This window comes from Chryseobacterium sp. MEBOG06 (assembly GCF_021869765.1).
In the GTDB taxonomy this organism is placed as follows: domain Bacteria; phylum Bacteroidota; class Bacteroidia; order Flavobacteriales; family Weeksellaceae; genus Chryseobacterium.
Window position 1 is genome coordinate 893,855 of sequence record NZ_CP084580.1, and the last position, 18,718, is coordinate 912,572.

Consider the following 18,718-nt stretch of genomic DNA (forward strand, 5'->3'; position numbering starts at 1 on the left):
AAATTGTAATTTATTATGAAAAAATATATTAGCACTCTTTTAGTATTAGTTTCGGGATTTGCCTTTTCCCAGACTATTCTAAACGCTTCTTCTGCAGAAGAGTTTAGACAGATGAGAGCGGACAACAAACAAAAAGTTGGTGATACTATTATAGATAAAACAGTAAAGCCTCTTGAATATGGATTTGTTGAGGATAAAGATATCCTTAAGAGTATGTTTGTTTGGGAAATCATTGATATGAATGATAAGATCAACCAGCCATTCTATTATGACAATCCGGATGGCCTTCTTGCTACTCCTACAAGATCTCTATATCAGTTGTTATTAGATGCTGCTTTAACTGGAAAAATTGAGCAGGTTTATGATGATGAAAACTTTACCGTAAAGCTTTCACCTGAAGGAATTCAGAAAAGATTGGAAAAAGTAATCATTAATGATGCTGCTATCGATATCCTAAATTCTGGAAGACAGCTTACAGATCAGGAAAAGAAACAATATACCGATGTATTTAAGACCACTACTGATAAAGTAAAAGTTCTTAAAATAATGGGTATGTGGTTTATTGATAAGAGAGATGGGCAGATGAAATACAGACCTTTGGGAATTGCTGCAATGGGTCCTGATCCTGCAGTACAGGGTGTTATTGGGCCTGATGGGAAACCTATTGCCAGCAACGATGAGCTGATCGATTTGTTCTGGATTTTCTATCCTAATGCAAGAGATATTTTAGCAAATAACTATGTTTTCAATAGAAAAAATTCTTCTGCTGACTTATCTTTTGACGATGTGATCAATGCAAGAAGATTCTCTTCTGTTATCTATAAATCTTCAAGCGGTTTAGGAGACGGTACAATCAAAGATTATGTTCCTAAAGATGCTGATGATCAGTTAGAAGAAAGTAACAGAATCAAAGCACAGATTCTGGAAATGGAAAATGATATGTGGAATTACTAACTTTCACTTGATATTTATACAAAACCTGAGTACTTTTACTCAGGTTTTTTTTATTATGAGAAATGTAGATTATATTATTGTAGGCGATGGATATGCAGGGCTTTTTTTAGCCCATCACCTGATTATGAATAAAAAGTCCTTTGTGATCTTTTCCGAAGGAAAAAAGAGTGCTTCACAGGTTTCTGCAGGCATCATTAATCCTGTTGTTCTTAAGAAGTTTACCACATTCTGGAAAGCGCAGGAGCAGATTGATTTTCTTAAGGCAAGTCTTAAAGAAATAGAATCCTATACCGGAGAAAATTATTTGATTAATGCACCTATCCACAGAATCTTTCATGATGAGAATGAACAGAACCTGTGGCTGAAAAAATCGGCAAATGAAGAATTAACTAATTTTCTTGATCAAAATTTCGATCGCTTAAATGGGTTAAAAAACGATTTTCTGACGGGAAAGGTGAATCAGTCTGCCAGACTGAATGTAAGTGGTTTTTTTGCAGGTTTATTCAGTTTTTTAAAAAAAAATGATCATTTAATAAATGAAAAGTTTGATTATACCAAAGTAAACCCTTCCGAATCATCCTATAAAGATTTTATTTTTAAAAATATTATTTTCTGTGAGGGAATGGGAGTGAAAGACAATCCGTATTTTTCAGAAATTATGGTAAATCCCAATAAGGGACATCATATAAAAGTTAAACTATCACAGCCAATTCCTGAAAACATAACCATTAAAAAGAAACATTTCTTATTCCCTACGGGAAATGGGCTTTATTTTTATGGAGGAACTTATGACAGAGAACAGCTTCACCAGCATATTGATGAATCGGCGGTTGCTCAGTTGGTTAAAGGACTTTCCGAATTTTATCCTTACAATTTTGAAGTTGAGGAAGTACACTTTGGTTTTCGACCTACAGTAAAAGACCGAAGACCAATTATTGGTAGGCATGAAAATTTCAGTAACTTATATGTATTTAATGGGTTGGGGGCCCGTGGTATTTTGAACGGCTGTTATTTTTCAAGAGACCTTATTCGTTTTATTGAAGAAGATATCCCATTGCATGAAGAAGTTTCATGGGACAGGTTTAAATAATTACGAGTAGTAGGTCATTCAACATTTCAGAAAACCAATGTCAAATTTATGAATGAAAATATTTTAGGTATCGTTGCAGGAGTTCTCACTTCTATTTCCATGATTCCTCAGCTAATAAAGGTTATTCGGGAAAAAAATGTGGAAGATATTTCCTTACTCATGCTTTTGGTTCTTATTTCAGGGCTGTCATTATGGGTGTGGTATGGCTTCAAGAAGTATGAACTGCCTATTATAATATCGAATTCATTTGCCGTACTGGTGAATATAAGTCTTCTGATCTGTTACATGAAGTACAATAAAAAGTAATTCTGAAATTAAGAATAAAAAAAGGACGCCTTACAGAATAAGGCGTCTTTGTATTTTAACTGCAGACTGCAGACTATTGAAGAACAAATTTAGCTAAAGGAGCCATTCTTGCTTTGTTTAAAGTCAGTGTATTTCCATTTACAGAATAGTTATCTGCTGCCAGAATTGCTTTCGTAAACTGATTTTCAATATCAAGATCTTCACAAGCCATCATCGTAGACATTCCCTGATTGAATTTAATTCTCATTATTTCAGGTTTTATCTCAAAAGTACCACCCAGCCCGTTACATCCTGCATGACCTTCATACCTCATTCCATCCATCTCCAGTTTGAAATAAGGGTTGTTTTTAGGATTTTTCAGCTTGATAGGCTGCCCGTTAAGCTCAGTTAATTTCCAGGTTTTTCCTGTAATATCAGCATTTGTTTTTTGTGCACTGGTTTGTGGTTTACAAGAAACAACAAGGAAAGTGGCCAGAACAAGTGCGGATAAATAATAATAAAAGCTTTTCATAATTGTTATTTTTAATATGAATTTGGATACATTATACTAATATGATGCCATTTTTGCTGGCCCTGCGTCTTTTTTTGCCTGTTTAAGATGGAAAAGGACCATGTCTACATTTTTCTTTAAAAACGTGATATTTCCTTTAATTTCAGAGTATTGGTACTCTTCATTAGAAGCCGTGTACTCAGGTAAAGCAATGCTTTTTTTAAGGTCATAAGTTTTACCGTTTAAATGTACAGTGGCTGTATTTTTAGTACTGTTGATAGATACTTCTATCTTTTCTCCGTCGCTGTCTACATAGATATTCTTAGAAATATCATCTGTATTTTCAGGAGTGGCTGCGGTAATGGTTTCGGCTTCTTTTCCCGGATGTTTACACGCTGCTAAGGAAACAATGGTCAATCCCCAAAGGATAGGTGTTAATAATTTTTTCATAGTGATAAGTGATTTTAAAGTGTTTCATGAATTGTGGTGTTAATACTATATAAAAATACGAATATTTTTAATCAATATATGTTAATTTTACATAAAATAATAGTATTTTTTAATTAGTCTGCCTGTGGCACGGCTATCTTAAAAACATTTTTCGGAGAAACAGGAGGTTACGAACTGTAGATTTAGAAATTCAATAAAGATATTTTAACTGTCTTGTTTTCAATTAAATCAATATTTTTTTTTCATTTGTCATTGGTGTGTAAATTTTTTGCAAAAGTAATTTAAAAATAAGACAATGCTGATATGAAGATGTAAATAATTAAGAATCATGATAAAACTTAGTTTTTCTTACATTTATTTTTTTTCCTTATAAAGAATTATTTTCAAGTAAAATTTTTAAAAAATGATGGTATGGAATGTTAAAAAAAGCAACATCTCTGTTATCTATTCCTGCTTTTTCGTTTTAAATTAATAAGGTTTTATGAATTTTAAGTTTATTTTAATGTAACACTATAATAGCCAAAATAGCCCTTTAATAAAGGGAAAGATGGATATTTGTGAGGGATAGGAATTTAAGTATTTTAAAGAAGAGTTAAATTTTGTTAATCCAGTATGATAATATCAAAATCTGGGTGTACATTTGCGACTTCAAAATGAGAAACTTTATAGTATACTTTTTAACCGGTCTTTTTCTGCTATTCGTAGTAGAAAGTAGAATTGATGTTAGAACTCTTCGGAATGATTATACAGGTCATGCTTCTCATCATATGCCCAAAAAAGCCAACCGCCTCAATCAGACTTTTGAGAAGCTTTCTGTTCAGCAGATGGGGGATAATGTAGACAGTTCTACTTTGGAACTTACCGAAAATGATTTCCAACTATCGGATATTATGCCTGCAATTATTGCTTTTGCAAGTGTTTTCAGTCTGATCTACATTTTTGGCCTTAAAAGTTATAAGCGTCTAAAACCGGATATTCACGGTTTTGTTTTTGGCTTTGCTGCCAAAAGATTTATTCTTATCCGTTCTATCAGAATTTAAAATTTCACTTTCCAATTCATTTTCTGCCTGATGATTTTATCTCAGGGAGATATCTTTCGTTGTGTATGCCGGTAATCATCACATCGTACCATCTTTTATTACCATTTATTTCTATTCAAAACATTAACGAATTATATAAGCTCTAGAATTATGATAAAAAGAGTTGCTTCGGGAATTGCACTGAGTGCCCTGTTATTGGCCGTTGGTTGTAATAAGAAGAAAGAAGAAAAGGAAGAAGTTACGGTATATCCTGTGACATCTCCTGTAGTGATGGATACTGTCATTAATAAAGAATATGTTGCTCAGATCCAGTCTGTAAAGAACATTGAAGTGAGAGCTCAGGAAAAAGGGTTCCTGGAGAAGATCTTTGTGGATGAAGGACAATATGTGCAGGCAGGACAAACGCTGTTCCGTATTATGCCTAAGCTTTATCAGGCAGAATTGTTAAAAGCAAAAGCAGAGGTAGAACAGGCGTCTATTGAGCTTAAAAATGCAAGTACTCTGGCTGGTAACAATATCGTATCTAAAAATGAAAGAGCAATGGCTAAAGCCAAGCTTGATGCTGCAAATGCAGAAATGAAACTGGCTCAGATCCACCTTTCATTTACTGACATTAAAGCTCCTTTTTCCGGTATTATCAACAGAATTCCTTTGAAACTGGGAAGCTTGGTGGACGAAGGTGATTTACTGACTTCATTGTCTGACAATACAAGTATTTATACGTATTTCAACGTTTCTGAACCAGAGTATTTAAGTTATCAGACCCATGCTGCAGACAGAGGCAGCAATCAGGTTTCACTGATTACTGCTAATGCAGAAATGTATTCGCAGAAAGGAGAAATTCAGACTATTGAAGGAGAATTTGATAACGAAACAGGTAATATAGCATTCCGCGCTAAATTCCCAAATCCGGATAAACTACTGAGAAACGGAGAAACTGGAAAAGTACAGATGACGATGCCGGTTCATAATGCTCTGATTATCCCACAGAAAGCAACGTATGAAATACAGGATCAGAAATATGTTTTTGTTATTGATAAGAACGGTATGGCAAGATCAAGAAATATTAAAGTTGCCTATGAACTTCCGGATCTCTATGTGGTAGGATCAGGGCTTTCAAAAGGAGATCAGATTCTGCTGGAAGGAGTTCAGAAAGTAAAAGATGATCAAAAGCTGAAAACAAAATTCCAGGATCCTAAAAAGGTTCTTCAATCATTGAAATTAAAAGCGGAGTAGGACTCTAAAGTGAAGAAATATGTTTAAGAAATTCATTCGCAGACCTGTTCTGTCTATTGTAATCTCATTGATTATCGTATTTATGGGAGTACTGTCATTGGTAAAGCTTCCGGTGACTCAGTTCCCGTCCATTTCTCCGCCTAAAGTAAATATTACGGCAGAGTATCCCGGTGCCAATAACGAATTGTTGATTAAATCCGTAATTATTCCCCTCGAAAGGGGTCTGAATGGTGTTCCGGGGATGAAATATATGTCATCCAATGCCGGAAATGACGGGGAGGCTGCTATTCAGATTGTATTTGATCTGGGAACAGATCCCAATGTAGCAGCGGTAAACGTTCAGAACCGTGTATCATCGGTAGTTAACAAGCTTCCTCCTTTGGTGGTGCGTGAAGGGGTGAAAATTACCCGTGAAGAGCCTAACATGTTGATGTATATTAACCTGTATAGTGATGATCCTAAAGCTGACCAGAAATTCCTTTTCAACTATGCAGATATCAATGTAATGTCTGAACTGAGAAGGGTAAGTGGTGTTGGTTTTGCCGATATCCTGGGTACCCGTGAGTATGCAATGCGTGTGTGGCTGAAACCGGACAGACTTACAGCGTATAATATTTCTGCCGATGAAGTGATGGAGGCGCTGAATGAACAAAGTTTGGAAGCTTCTCCGGGAAAAACAGGAGAGAGTTCAGGAAAAAGAGCGCAGTCTTTTGAATATGTATTAAAATATCCGGGGCGTTTCAATAATGAAAAGGATTATGGAAATATTATTTTAAAGGCGAAGCCCAATGGCGAATCCGTAAGATTAAAAGATGTTGCAGACATCGAGTTCGGAAGTTCAATGTATGATATTTATTCTACTCTGAATGGTAAACCTTCTGCGGCTATCACAGTAAAACAGTCATATGGATCTAATGCAAGCGACGTTATTAAGAATGTAAAAGCTCTGATGTCTGACCTTGAAAAGAACAATTTCCCTAAAGGAATGCATTACGAGATCAGTTATGACGTTTCCAGGTTCCTGGATGCATCCATGGAAAAAGTTATCCATACCTTATTTGAGGCTTTTATATTGGTAGCTATTGTGGTATTTTTATTCCTTGGAGACTGGCGTTCAACGCTTATTCCAGCACTGGCGGTTCCGGTGTCACTGGTGGGAACCTTTGCGGTAATGTCCGCATTTGGTATTACCCTGAACATGATTTCGTTATTTGCATTGGTAATGGCCATCGGGGTCGTCGTCGATGATGCAATTGTCGTTATTGAAGCGGTTCACGCCAAGATGGAAGAGAAAAACCTTTCCCCTTTAAAGGCTACAGAAGAAGCAATGCATGAGATCAGCGGTGCAATTATCGCTATTACGCTGGTTATGGCCTCTGTATTTATTCCTATTGCATTTATGTCAGGGCCGGTTGGGGTATTTTACCGTCAGTTCTCTATTACAATGGCTTCGTCTATTATCCTGTCAGGGGTGGTAGCTCTTACGTTGACGCCGGCGCTTTGTGCCCTGATCTTAAAAAACAATCATGGAAAAGCAAGAAAGAAAACGCCGATTACTGTTTTCCTTGATAAATTCAATAATATATTTACAAAAGGGGCAGGGCGATATGAAAAAATGCTTAATAAAACGGTAACAAAGAAAACAATTACATTACCCTTATTATTAGCCTTTTGTGCAGGTACTTATTTTCTGACTAACTCAATTCCTTCCGGATTTATTCCTGCGGAAGACCAGGGAATGATTTATGCAATTATCCAGACTCCTCCGGGATCAACACTGGAGAGAACCAACCAGATTGCGAAAGAACTTTTGAAAGAATCTGAAGGAATTGACGGAGTACAGTCTGTTTCCTCACTGGCAGGATATGAAATCCTGACTGAAGGGACAGGATCAAACTCCGGAACCTGTCTGATCAATCTTAAAAGCTGGGATGAACGTAAAGAATCTGCAGCAGAAATTATTGAAAAACTGGAGGAAAAAGCTAAGAATATTCCGGGTGCCAATATTGAATTTTTCCAACCCCCTTCAGTACCGGGATATGGGGCTGCCGGAGGTTTTGAACTTCGTTTGCTGGATAAGGCAGGAAGTGGAGATTATCATAAAATGGAGCAGGTAAGTAATGATTTTGTAAAGGAACTTAAAAAACGTCCTGAGCTGGGATCAGCATTTACATTCTATTCTGCGAGTTTTCCACAATATATGCTTAGAATAGACAATGACCTTGCTGAACAGAAGGGCGTATCCATTGAAAAAGCGATGGATAACCTGTCAACGCTGATTGGTTCTAACTATGAGACCAGTTTTATCCGTTTTGACAGACCTTATAAAGTAATTGTTCAGGCTGGCCCGCAATACCGCGCATTGCCAAGCGACCTGCTTAAGCTCTATGTTAAAAATGACAAAGATCAGATGGTTCCATACTCTGATTTTATGAGGCTGGAAAAGGTATATGGATTATCTGAGATGACCAGACATAATATGTACAACTCAGCACAGGTAAGTGGAACCCCGGCACCGGGATACAGCAGCGGACAGGCGATTAAAGCCATTCAGGAAGTTGCAGATAAAACACTTCCAAGAGGTTTTGGTATTGACTGGGCAGGTATTTCAAAAGATGAAGTGAGCCGTGGAAATGAAGCGGTATTTATTTTCCTTGTGTGTTTAGGATTCGTGTACCTTATTCTTTCTGCACAGTATGAAAGTTTCATTCTTCCGCTTCCGGTGATCTTATCACTTCCGGTGGGGATTTTTGGGGCCTTCTTATGTTTAAAACTTTTAGGACTGGAAAACAATATCTATGCACAGGTGGCGATGGTAATGCTTATTGGACTTTTAGGTAAAAATGCAGTATTGATCGTAGAATTTGCCGTACAGAAAAAAGCAGAAGAAGGTATTCCGGTGATGCAGGCTGCCATTGAAGGGGCTGCTATCCGTTTCCGACCAATCTTAATGACCTCTTTTGCATTTATTGCCGGGTTGATTCCTTTGGTAATAGCTACCGGACCGGGAGCTGTAGGGAACAGAACTATTGGAACAGCAGCAGCAGGAGGAATGCTCATAGGAACAATCTTCGGACTGATGATTATTCCGGGATTATACTACATCTTCGGAACCATTGCTGAAAAATCCAAACTCGCGAGATATGAAGAAGAAAATCCTTTAACAGAACAAACTGAACCTTATGAACATGATGGAAAATTCGAAGACTAAAAATATAATCACAGCTGTTGCCTTATCGCTTGTTTTGGCAAGCTGTAAGGCTCCAATGGCGACCGTCATAAAAGACGAGGTAAAAGAAAATATACCTCAGAACTTTAACCAGGAAGAGCAGCAGGATGCTAACAATAACAGCGGGACAACTCCCTGGAGACAGTTTTTTACTGATCCCAATCTGGTAAGCCTGATTGAAACAGCTTTAAAGAATAATCAGGAACTTTTGATCACCCTTCAGGAGATTGAAATTGCCAAAAGCGGAGTTTTAGCAAAGAAAGGAAGACTGACTCCAACAGTTTCTGCAGGAATAGGAGCAGGGCTGAAAAAAGCAGGCCGATATACCAGTGAAGGTGCTGGTGATGCCACTACAGAAATAGAACCCGGAAAATCAATGCCTGATCCCCTGGGGAATTTTGAGGCAGGTTTAAATGCAAGCTGGGAAATTGATATCTGGAAGAAACTCAGAACTGAAAAAGAGTCTGCTGTAGCTCATTACCTTTCTACCGTAGAGGGAAAAAACTTTGTACTGTCTAACCTGATTGAAGAAGTAGCTGATAATTATTATGAATTATTAGCCCTGGATAATCAGCTGGATATTATACAGCAGTATATTAAACTTCAGCAGAAAGCATTGGAGATTTCTAAAATTCAGAAAGAAGCGGCAGCGGCAACGGAACTGGCGGTGAAGAAATTTGAAGCAGAGCTGGCCAAATCTAAAGCATCAGAATACACAATCCGTCAGCAAATCACTGAAAAGGAAAATGAGATCAATGCTTTATTGGGAAGATATCCGCAATCTATTGTGAGAACAAAGGAAAACTTTATGTCTACCATTCCGCAGACGGTATATACTGGTATTCCTTCACAATTATTAGCTAACCGTCCTGATATCAAACAGGCGGAGCTGGAGCTGAAATCCTCAAAGCTGGATGTAGAAGCTGCACGAAAAGAGTTTTACCCGTCTCTGGAAATTTCTGCAACCCTAGGACTAGAAGCCTTTAAGCCATCATATCTGGTAAAAATGCCTGAATCTATAGCCTATAATCTTGCAGGAGAGTTAGCAGGACCGCTTATCAATAAGAGTGCTATAAAAGCAAACTTTCAAACTGCAGATGCAAAACAGATCCAGGCACTGTATGAATATGATAAAACAATATTAAATGCTTATCTGGATGTAGCCAATCTGATGTCGAAGGTTAAAAACATTGATCAGTATTATCAATTGAAATCCCAGGAAACAAAGGCTCTGGATCAATCAATTGACATAGCTAACCAGTTGTTCCGAAACTCCAGAGCAGATTATCTTGAAGTTCTTTTGAATCAGAGAGATGCTTTGGATGCTAAAATGGAACTGATAGAAGCAAAACAGAAACAATTAAGCACAATAGTCGATATCTACAAAAGTTTAGGTGGCGGCTGGAAATAAAATATCATAATTCAGTCAATAAACAGTTAATGTTTTGGGCTAATTCCTCCGGGGGTTAGCCTTTTTTGTTTTTTATTACGTCACGTTCTGTCGCTTTACTGGCCTACATTTGCTTCAGAATATTACAAAAATGTACATAATAATAGATTGATAGGGTATAATAAACTTTGTTTACCTATTTTAATATATGTTAAAAATAGTTAAATTTGCAAAAATAATAAACTAATACCAACTTGAAAATAACATGGGAATGAAAATACTTTTTAGAATATCTGTGCAGGATATACTGCGGTCTTATACTTAGATCGATCTTATCATTACAATTTTTTGACACTGAACAATTTTCCGGAGTTTCCGGAATCGATAGAAATATATACAATGTGTACAATATTGTATATATAAATGCACATTATATCCCTGTTATTTGAAATGTTTACTACTATATTTGAAAAAAATCAAATACATATGAAAAAAATCTACCTCGGTGCATTTACCTTATGTACCATTCTGGGATCAGCCCAGGAAATTTTATGGCAAAAAAATATAAAATCCTCAACGCAGGATTTTTTGAGCCAGGTGACTACTACCATTGATGGTCAGTATCTGATCAGCGGAAGTTCTATTCAAAGCAATAAGCTTCAGGCTTCAGGCAGCAAACACAATAACGGTTACGATTTTAGATTAGTCAAATTAAATCAGAATGGAGAAGAGGTGTGGGAGAAATATTTCTCCGGAACCAATCATGATTATCTGTCTGCAACAGTTGCTACGCAGGAAGGAGGATTCGTTGTCACAGGGACTTCGCATTCAGGAAAAGGTCTGGACAAAAAAGAAGATTCTAAAGGAAATTCAGACATTTGGTTAATCAGAATTAATGAATTTGGAGACGAGATTTGGCAGAAAACATTAGGTACTGCCGCTGACGAAGAAGCCAGAGCGGTTATTCAAACCACAGATTTAGGATTCGTAGTCGCCGGAAATGTTCAGAATTCTTCCAAAGGCTACGGTTCTAAAGATGTCCTGATCATCAGGCTGGACAAAGACGGAAAAGAACTGTCCCAGTTAATCTGGGGCGGAAAAGGACTTGATGAAGTTGAAAAAATGATCCCAACGAAAGACGGCGGAGCCTTACTCGGAATTTATTCCAGAAGTTCAGCGGTACAAGGTAAGACATCTCCCATAAAAGATGCCCAAAATACATCCGACACCCGACACCTGACTATTGTACAAAAACAAAGCGACAATTTCGGTGAAGGAGATTATACCGTCCTTAAAATAGATAAAAACGGAAAAATTGAGTGGGAAAAAAACTTTGGTGGCAAAGGTGATGATCACATCAGAACGCTTGCTTTAACTTCCACAGGATACATTATCGGAGGTGAATCCAGATCAGAAATATCCGGCAATAAAACGGTAGGCATTGAAGAGGGTACGGATTTATGGTTGATTTTCTTAAACGAGAGAGGAGAAGAACAGTCACAGAAATCTTACAATTTTGGGAACCGTGATCTCTTAATGGGAATGAGTGTCATTCAGAGTCAAGATTCAAGAGCCAGGAACCAGGACCTAACTAAAGGATTGCTTATAGGGGGATATACTCAGTCTGAAGGAAGAATAGAAGAAAATGACGAGACTTTTTGGATACTATATTTAGACCAAAATGGAAATGAACAGTGGAGAAAATATGTAACCGGAGAATCCAGACAGAAAGAAGAGAGACTTTCAGATCTGAAACTGAACAGAGACGGCTCTATTATTCTGGCAGGTACCAGTGCCACAGAACTGGGAAAAGAAAACTGGAAAATTGTAAAACTGGGAGATAAACAGGTTGATCAGCTAATGGAGAAATTTGATATCAAGATCTATCCGAATCCGGTATCCGATTATGCTTATATAGAAATCGGTTTTGATTTTAAAGAGGCTGATATTATGCTGTATGATATGAGCGGAAGGCAGCTTCAGAGCTTGAAAACAAAGAATAAAGTAACTAAGATTAATACGCAGGCTCTGGTTCAAGGGGCTTATCTGGTGACGATAAAGACGGACAATAATAAAACGGCGAATGCAAAGCTGATTAAAAAATAAAACGAAGAATCATGAAGAAAATATTTTTATTGCTGATATGCATTTTAGGGTTTACTTCTTATCATAGCCAGCAGCAAAGTCAGAATACTGATATCACGAGGCCCGCACCATCTGTTGCAGGGTTATCAACCTATAGTACTATTCCAGTATCTGTACAGACTGGAATTCCGGATATTTCTTATCCATTAGTCAATCTTGAAACAGGAAATAAATCAGTTAATATCAGTTTAGGGTTAAATTATCATGCGGCCAATACTTCTAATAGAAACGCAGTAAGTGAAGTTGGAAAAGGCTGGTCATTTTTAGGAACTGGAGTTATTTCAAGGGAAATACTGGACGATTTTGATGAAGCATTTGATGATAATAGCTATAGTTTTTACTATAAAAATGAATTTGATGATATATATAATTTTAATATTCCGGGTGAGTCTGGAAAGTTTAGGATCATAAGAGACACTATAAATAATACTTTTAGCCTCACAAAGCTCACTCCATATACCTCTAAGGTTGAATATAGTCGGTCCAATAATCAGGCTACTTTAATTATAGATTCGTTTACTGTAACAAGTGAGTCGGGAATAAAATATGTTTTTAATGATTATGATATCAGTAAAATGGTAGTATGGCTTTATCATAATGATCCTAGAGATGTTCCAAGACATGTAGAAAAAAAGTACAGAAGTACATTTTATCTTTCTTCTATTCTTGATGAAAACGGTCAGGAACTGGTAAAATACACTTACTTAAAAGATATCAAATATGTACTTGGTTCTAATGTTCCAACAATGGATATCAAAACTAATAAATTGACAAATATAGATACAAAAGGATATGGAAATGTTGAAATTAATTATGACAAACATGAAAATGAGAATAAAAATCATGATATATTTTCGATTAATAATATAGTTTTTAAAACAGCCAATAATGCTTTTATAAAAAAATACCTATTTAATTATTCATACATTTCTGTCCAGAATTATATGGTGAATTACAGAACATTAACCTCTTTTAGCCTGATTGATCAAAATGGAAATACAATTGAAAAGTATGGTTTTACTTATAAAGTAAGCAGCTATGAAAATGGAGATAATGAAAATGGAGATGAAAATATTCTGATAAGTACTGTAAAATTACCTACAGGAGGAATTATTCAATATGATTTTGATATGATTCCTCATACGTTTAGTGAAAAGGAAATAAAAATTCCGGCTCCAAGAATTCCTTTAGCGGATATAACATTTGCCAAATCCAATGGACTCAGAAAGTATGCCTTTACACTTACAGAAACCCAAAAAATAGAAATCAATGCAGTTGGTATTGGTAACTTGGCATCTTATTTATGGGCCGCTCAGTTCTGGAAAAAAAATGGAAATTCATATGTCATTTCACATAGCATTAGTGCTCCAATAGATCCTGGTGCAAGCTTTGAATATATTCAAAGCCGTATATTTGAACCCGGTGAGTATTATCTTGATTTATATTGTAATGATTTATCTTGCAGTAACTTAAAGCTAGATCCTCCTGCTGAAATCAGCTTGTCTCGAATTGTGGGAGAGCCCACCTCACAAATTCAATGGATTCCAAGATCCGGATTACCCAGAATTAAAAATATTAAATATTTTAATACTTCGTCTGATAATATTTTTAATGCACTCCCTGCAAAAATTGAAGAATACGATTACAGTTTTTTTGATCAGCCTGGAAATTCAAGTGGATATCTGGTTGAAGGCGGAGCTATAGATGTATCAGGAAATTTAGAAATGGCCAACCCAACCTTTATTTATAAAAATGTAAAAGTATCTCAGGGGAATAATACGGGGCATACGAAGTATTATTACAAAGCTCCGGATGCATATCCTTATCAAGGTAATAATAATTTTTGGCCCAATTATAATATTACCCGTAGTGGACTTATTGATAAAAAGGAAGTTTATAACGCTGCAAACCAAAAGTTATCTGAAGAACTTTTTGATTATACCATTGAAGAATTTGACAGTCCTAAGTATTTGGTTTCCCCAAGTTACTTATCTACTAATTTTTATTTAAAGACCGCCTGGATTAAGAATAATAAAGTAACCTCAAGAAGTTATTTTGATTCCGGAATGGTAGAAACCAAGAATGAGGTCTTCAGAAATACCCACAACAATAAGCCCAATCTTGAAAGAGCCACTTCTTTCGATGGCAGCATTCAGGAGACCACCTATCAATATGCACAGGAGAAGAACAATCAGAAATTAAAAGACGCCAATATGGTAGGCTTTCCTTTAGAAACAACTTCTGTGATTAAGAAAAATGGTTCCGATCCCGGAAAATTAGTCTCAAGAGCAGAAACTAAGTACGACAATGCCGGAAACAAATATCCGTCTTCAGCCGTTTCTTATGACTCTCAGAATACTTTAGCTTCCGAAGTGGTCTTCAACCGATATGACAGCAAAGGAAATCCGGAGCAGTATACTCCTAAAAACGGAATTCCTGTTTCTATTGTTTGGGGCTACAAAAAGACCCAGCCTATTGCGAAAGTGGAAGGAGCTTCCTATGAGCAGATCCTACCATATCTGTCTGATATCATAGCCAAGTCAGATGCCGCAGTGATTTCGGAATCGGATCTTCAGAATGCTTTGGATGCCTTTAGAACCAATGCCAATCTGGTGGATTTTCAGATTACAACTTATGTGTATGATTCTTTAACAAGGATGAAAACTATGACGCCTCCTACCGGAGTGCGTGCTGTTTATCAATACGATACCGCCGGAAGACTGGACAAAGTAGAAGATGAAAGCGGAAAACCTTTAAAGAAATACCAGTATAACTACGGTCATTAATGGTAAGCCATGAGCAGCCTGTAGAAAATCAGGTCTCTCGAATTTTTAATTTCTAATCTCTAAATTAAGATGAAAAAACTATTGCTATTATTCAGTTTTCTGTCGGTAACCTTATCCGAGGCCCAGACAGCATCTGAAAACTATATATCCACTACAGACTGTCTGAATGAAGACTGTACCAAAAAAACATACACCGTACAGTATTTTGACCTTTTGGGAAGACCCAAACAGGTTGTAAATGTTCAGGCTTCCCCATTAAAAAGGGATGTCGTTACCCATATCGAATATGATGAATATGGAAGACAGATTAAAGAATACCTGCCTGTTCCCCAACTTTCGACAGGAGGAGGGAGTTATTACTCAGGACCTCTTGGAGTATATCCTTTGGTTTATGGGGATGAAAAAATTTATACCGAAAAGGTTATTGAAAACTCTCCGTTACAAAGGATTTTGCAACAAAAATCAATCGGAAAAGACTGGAATAATAAATCTACCGATTTTGGGTATGATCTAAATATTCCTGCAGACCACGTCAAAAACTATCAGGTGGTTACCCATTGGAATCAGGTGGAAAAAATTTATAAAAACGAATTACAGTATACTCCGGCAGAATATGCAGCCGGCCAGCTTGTAAAAAATACGGTGACCGATGAAGACGGCAATAAAATCGTAGAATTTAAAGATGCTTCCGGTCAGACTGTCCTTTCCAGAAAAGTAATCAATGCCGGAAAAAATGCCGATACCTATTACGTATACAATGAGTATAAACAGCTTGCCTACGTCATTCCTCCATTGGCCGCAGCAGGAGCTATGGATCCGGCAGCCATAGATAACCTTTGCTACCAGTATGTGTATGACAGCAAAAACCGCCTGGCAGAGAAAAAGCTGCCGGGAAAAGGATGGGAATATTTTGTGTATGATAATCAGAACAGATTGGTGCTGTCTCAGGATGCCGTGCTGGGAAGCCTCAACAATAACTTTGTGGCCAAAGGCTGGATGTTCTCCAAATATGACGCTTTTGGAAGAGTGGTCTATACAGGATTTTTTGCCAATAGCTCTACCAGAACCGCTATGCAGACTGCCCTCAGCAATATGTCATCCAATGCAGGGAATAACGAAAAACGGGATACTACTCCTATTGTACAAAACGGTGAAAATATTTACTATACCAAAAATGCTTTTCCTACCGGAAGTATGACCATTTTAAGTGTCAATTATTACGACACCTATCCGCCTCTTCCTCAGGGAGCAGAAATTCCGGCCACTATTATGGGGAAAACAGTACTGAAACAGCCTGGGCAAAATGGGGCCTCTAAAAATACAAAAAGCCTTCCACTGGCTTCTTATATAAGAAATGTAGAAGACAATGCCTGGACCAAAACCTTCACCTATTATGACGAAAAAGGAAGGACCATAGGGTCTTATGCCCAAAATCATCTTGGCGGATCTACCAGAACAGAATCAGATATAGACTTTGCAGGCGTTACCCAACAAAGCAAGGCTTATCATAAAAGATTGTCAACAGATCCTGAAAAAGTAATCACCCAGAGGTTCACTTACGATGCCCAAAACAGGCTGTTGGTTCATAAGCATCAGGTAGATAACAATCCGGAAGAAATCCTGGTGCAGAATGAGTACAATGAGCTTTCCCAGCTTAAAAATAAAAAACTGGGCGGAACCAATATTGCCCAGCCACTGCAAAGTATTGACTATACTTATAATATCAAAGGCTGGCTGACTAAAATTAATGACCCTTCAAGCCTGAACGGAAAAATGTTCGGATATGAGATGAGATATATCAATCCTGTGAATGCCAATGTAGCCCCCGGAAAATTCGCCGGAATGATCACAGAGATCGACTGGAAGAATGCCTCAGAAGATGTCCTGAAACGATACAATTATACTTATGACGCACTCGGCAGGCTTCAGGATGCCGTATATTCTGAACCCAATGCCTCTGTTCCGTTTAACAATAATTACAATGAGCATCTTACCTATGACCTGAACGGAAATATTAAAACCCTGAAGAGGAATGCTTTTCCTGCAACCGGAGGAGCCACATCTGTTCAGGTAGATGACCTTGTGTACGAATATACCGGAAACCGTTTGACAAAAGTGATTGAAAATGCACTGAACGACACCGGATATGAAGGCGGAAACAATCCTATTTCCTATGATGTGAACGGAAATATGACAAATATGCTGGACAAAAGCATTCAATCTGTACAATATAACTACCTGAATCTTTCTGATCAGTATGTGATCCACCAGAATAGCTTTGGAAAGCCAACCTATAGTACTATCAATTACCTTTACCGTGCTGACGGAACCAAGCTTCGTAAAACGTTTTCTTCTTCCTCACCAAGAGGATCAACCTCAACCCGCATCACAGACTATCTGGACGGTTTTCAGTACAGCTACTTTGAAGGCGGAGGAAACTGTATTACCTGCAGAACCGAAAATGCTTACGAAGCAGAAGCTTATAGAGGTATTCTGGATCCCGGTGTTATTCCGGAATGGAAACTTGATTTTGTAGCCACCGCAGAAGGTTTTTACAGTTTCACCGAAAACCGCTATATTTACCAGTACAGAGACCACCTTGGAAATACCAGAGTCACCTTTGCCAAAAACAGCGCAGGCGCTCCTGAAATTACCGATACCAACAATTACTATCCTTTTGGTTTAAACCATATCTCAGGGTCGTTTGGTACTTCTAACTTTGGTAGTTTCTACAGTTACAAATACAACGGAAAGGAATTACAAGAGACGGGAATGTATGACTATGGTGCAAGGATGATGATGCCTGACCTGGGAAGATGGGGAGCAATGGATGCCATGTCTGAGAAATACAGCTCTTTGAGTCCTTATAACTATGCGATCAATAACCCTGTTATGGTCATTGATCCGGATGGAAATGATGCAATGTTCGCTTCGGGAGAAGCAGCACAATTTGCTTTTAAAATGTATGTAGCAACGATGTCAACAGGAACTGGAACATCAGGAGGGAATATATTTACTGGATTGGATAATAATCCTAAAGAAAATCCAAAACCAGGCTTCTGGGGAAGTATAGGAAACTTCTTTGGTAATTTGTTTGGAAGTAGTAATGGAACGGGAATCAAGACTTATCTACCTGGAGCAGCAATATCTAGAGCAGGCACAGGCGTTATAGAAGTCGGAGAAGTGTTAGAACTTAGTGTAGAGATAGCAGGTATTTTAAGAGCAGGTATGTGGAGTTTACCTTTAATGCTCAATGGTGACAGTGGTTTTTCTGCGAATTCAAAGCCTATTACTGGAGTTACTGATATTCCTGTTACAACAACTGCTGATGAATCAGCTCCAGAAAAAACAATTACTCTATATAGAGGAGTTCATGGAAAACATCCCGATTTGATAAATGCATATATGGGAATCGCAATACCTTGGGGGGACCTGCTACAGCAGCTCAACATAATAGGGGTGATAATAATAGCATGTTTACTTCTTGGTCAACAAGTATTGAAATGGCAAATTATTCTGCATCTAGAAGAGGTCCTGGCGGCAGAATTTTAAAACAAACTTTTCCTATATCAAGATTATCCTTTTTTGATGCACATGGCGAA

Annotated in this window: 12 protein-coding genes; 10 read left to right on the forward strand and 2 right to left on the reverse strand. The window is 37.4% G+C overall.

Features of this window, described 5'->3' with window-relative positions:
* Positions 1–15: 15 nt before the first annotated feature.
* The 3 genes from gldN to LF887_RS04125 are packed head-to-tail and all read left to right on the forward strand — an operon-like array spanning position 16 to position 2,350.
* Entirely contained in the window at positions 16–954 is a 939-nt protein-coding gene (gene gldN / locus LF887_RS04115) for a gliding motility protein GldN (protein ID WP_236857542.1), read from the forward strand.
* A 55-nt stretch (positions 955–1,009) separates the two neighbouring features.
* Complete coding sequence (locus LF887_RS04120) at positions 1,010–2,044, forward strand: NAD(P)/FAD-dependent oxidoreductase (protein ID WP_236857543.1); 1,035 nt, start codon at positions 1,010–1,012, stop codon at positions 2,042–2,044.
* 48 nt (positions 2,045–2,092) lie between these two features.
* Positions 2,093–2,350, forward strand: coding sequence for a SemiSWEET transporter (locus tag LF887_RS04125; RefSeq protein ID WP_236857544.1), 258 nt, complete (start codon positions 2,093–2,095; stop codon positions 2,348–2,350).
* A 73-nt stretch (positions 2,351–2,423) separates the two neighbouring features.
* On the opposite strand, the gene LF887_RS04130 is transcribed toward LF887_RS04125, so the two are convergent.
* Both LF887_RS04130 and LF887_RS04135 read right to left on the reverse strand, forming a co-directional pair.
* Positions 2,424–2,861 carry an META domain-containing protein gene (locus tag LF887_RS04130; protein ID WP_236857545.1) on the reverse strand — a complete coding sequence of 146 codons (438 nt, stop codon included), beginning with the start codon at positions 2,859–2,861 and terminating at the stop codon, positions 2,424–2,426.
* A gap of 36 nt (positions 2,862–2,897) precedes the next feature.
* Positions 2,898–3,290 carry a hypothetical protein gene (locus LF887_RS04135; RefSeq protein WP_236857546.1) on the reverse strand — a complete coding sequence of 131 codons (393 nt, stop codon included), beginning with the start codon at positions 3,288–3,290 and terminating at the stop codon, positions 2,898–2,900.
* Positions 3,291–3,943: 653 nt separating this feature from the next.
* Here LF887_RS04135 and LF887_RS04140 point away from each other — a divergent pair.
* The 7 genes from LF887_RS04140 to LF887_RS04170 all read left to right on the forward strand — a co-directional run bounded on the left by LF887_RS04140 (position 3,944) and on the right by LF887_RS04170 (position 18,668).
* Positions 3,944–4,330 (forward strand): hypothetical protein, encoded by a 387-nt coding sequence (locus LF887_RS04140; protein WP_236857547.1) that lies wholly within the window; start codon positions 3,944–3,946, stop codon positions 4,328–4,330.
* Positions 4,331–4,483: 153 nt separating this feature from the next.
* Positions 4,484–5,566 (forward strand): efflux RND transporter periplasmic adaptor subunit, encoded by a 1,083-nt coding sequence (locus LF887_RS04145; protein WP_410681133.1) that lies wholly within the window; start codon positions 4,484–4,486, stop codon positions 5,564–5,566.
* Between the two features lie 19 nt (positions 5,567–5,585).
* Positions 5,586–8,777, forward strand: a complete 3,192-nt coding sequence (locus tag LF887_RS04150) for an efflux RND transporter permease subunit (protein WP_236857549.1) — start codon at positions 5,586–5,588, stop codon at positions 8,775–8,777.
* Positions 8,749–10,206: a TolC family protein gene (locus tag LF887_RS04155; protein WP_236857550.1), complete on the forward strand. Its 1,458-nt coding sequence runs from the start codon at positions 8,749–8,751 to the stop codon at positions 10,204–10,206. The genes LF887_RS04150 and LF887_RS04155 overlap by 29 nt, the downstream gene beginning before the upstream one ends.
* Before the next feature lie 465 nt (positions 10,207–10,671).
* A complete protein-coding gene (locus LF887_RS04160; protein WP_236857551.1) occupies positions 10,672–12,291 on the forward strand; it encodes a T9SS type A sorting domain-containing protein in 1,620 nt (539 codons plus the stop codon).
* Between the two features lie 11 nt (positions 12,292–12,302).
* On the forward strand, positions 12,303–15,116 hold the full coding sequence (locus LF887_RS04165) for a hypothetical protein (protein WP_236857552.1): 2,814 nt from the start codon (positions 12,303–12,305) through the stop codon (positions 15,114–15,116).
* A gap of 69 nt (positions 15,117–15,185) precedes the next feature.
* Positions 15,186–18,668 (forward strand): DUF6443 domain-containing protein, encoded by a 3,483-nt coding sequence (locus LF887_RS04170; RefSeq protein ID WP_236857553.1) that lies wholly within the window; start codon positions 15,186–15,188, stop codon positions 18,666–18,668.
* Positions 18,669–18,718: the final 50 nt, after the last annotated feature.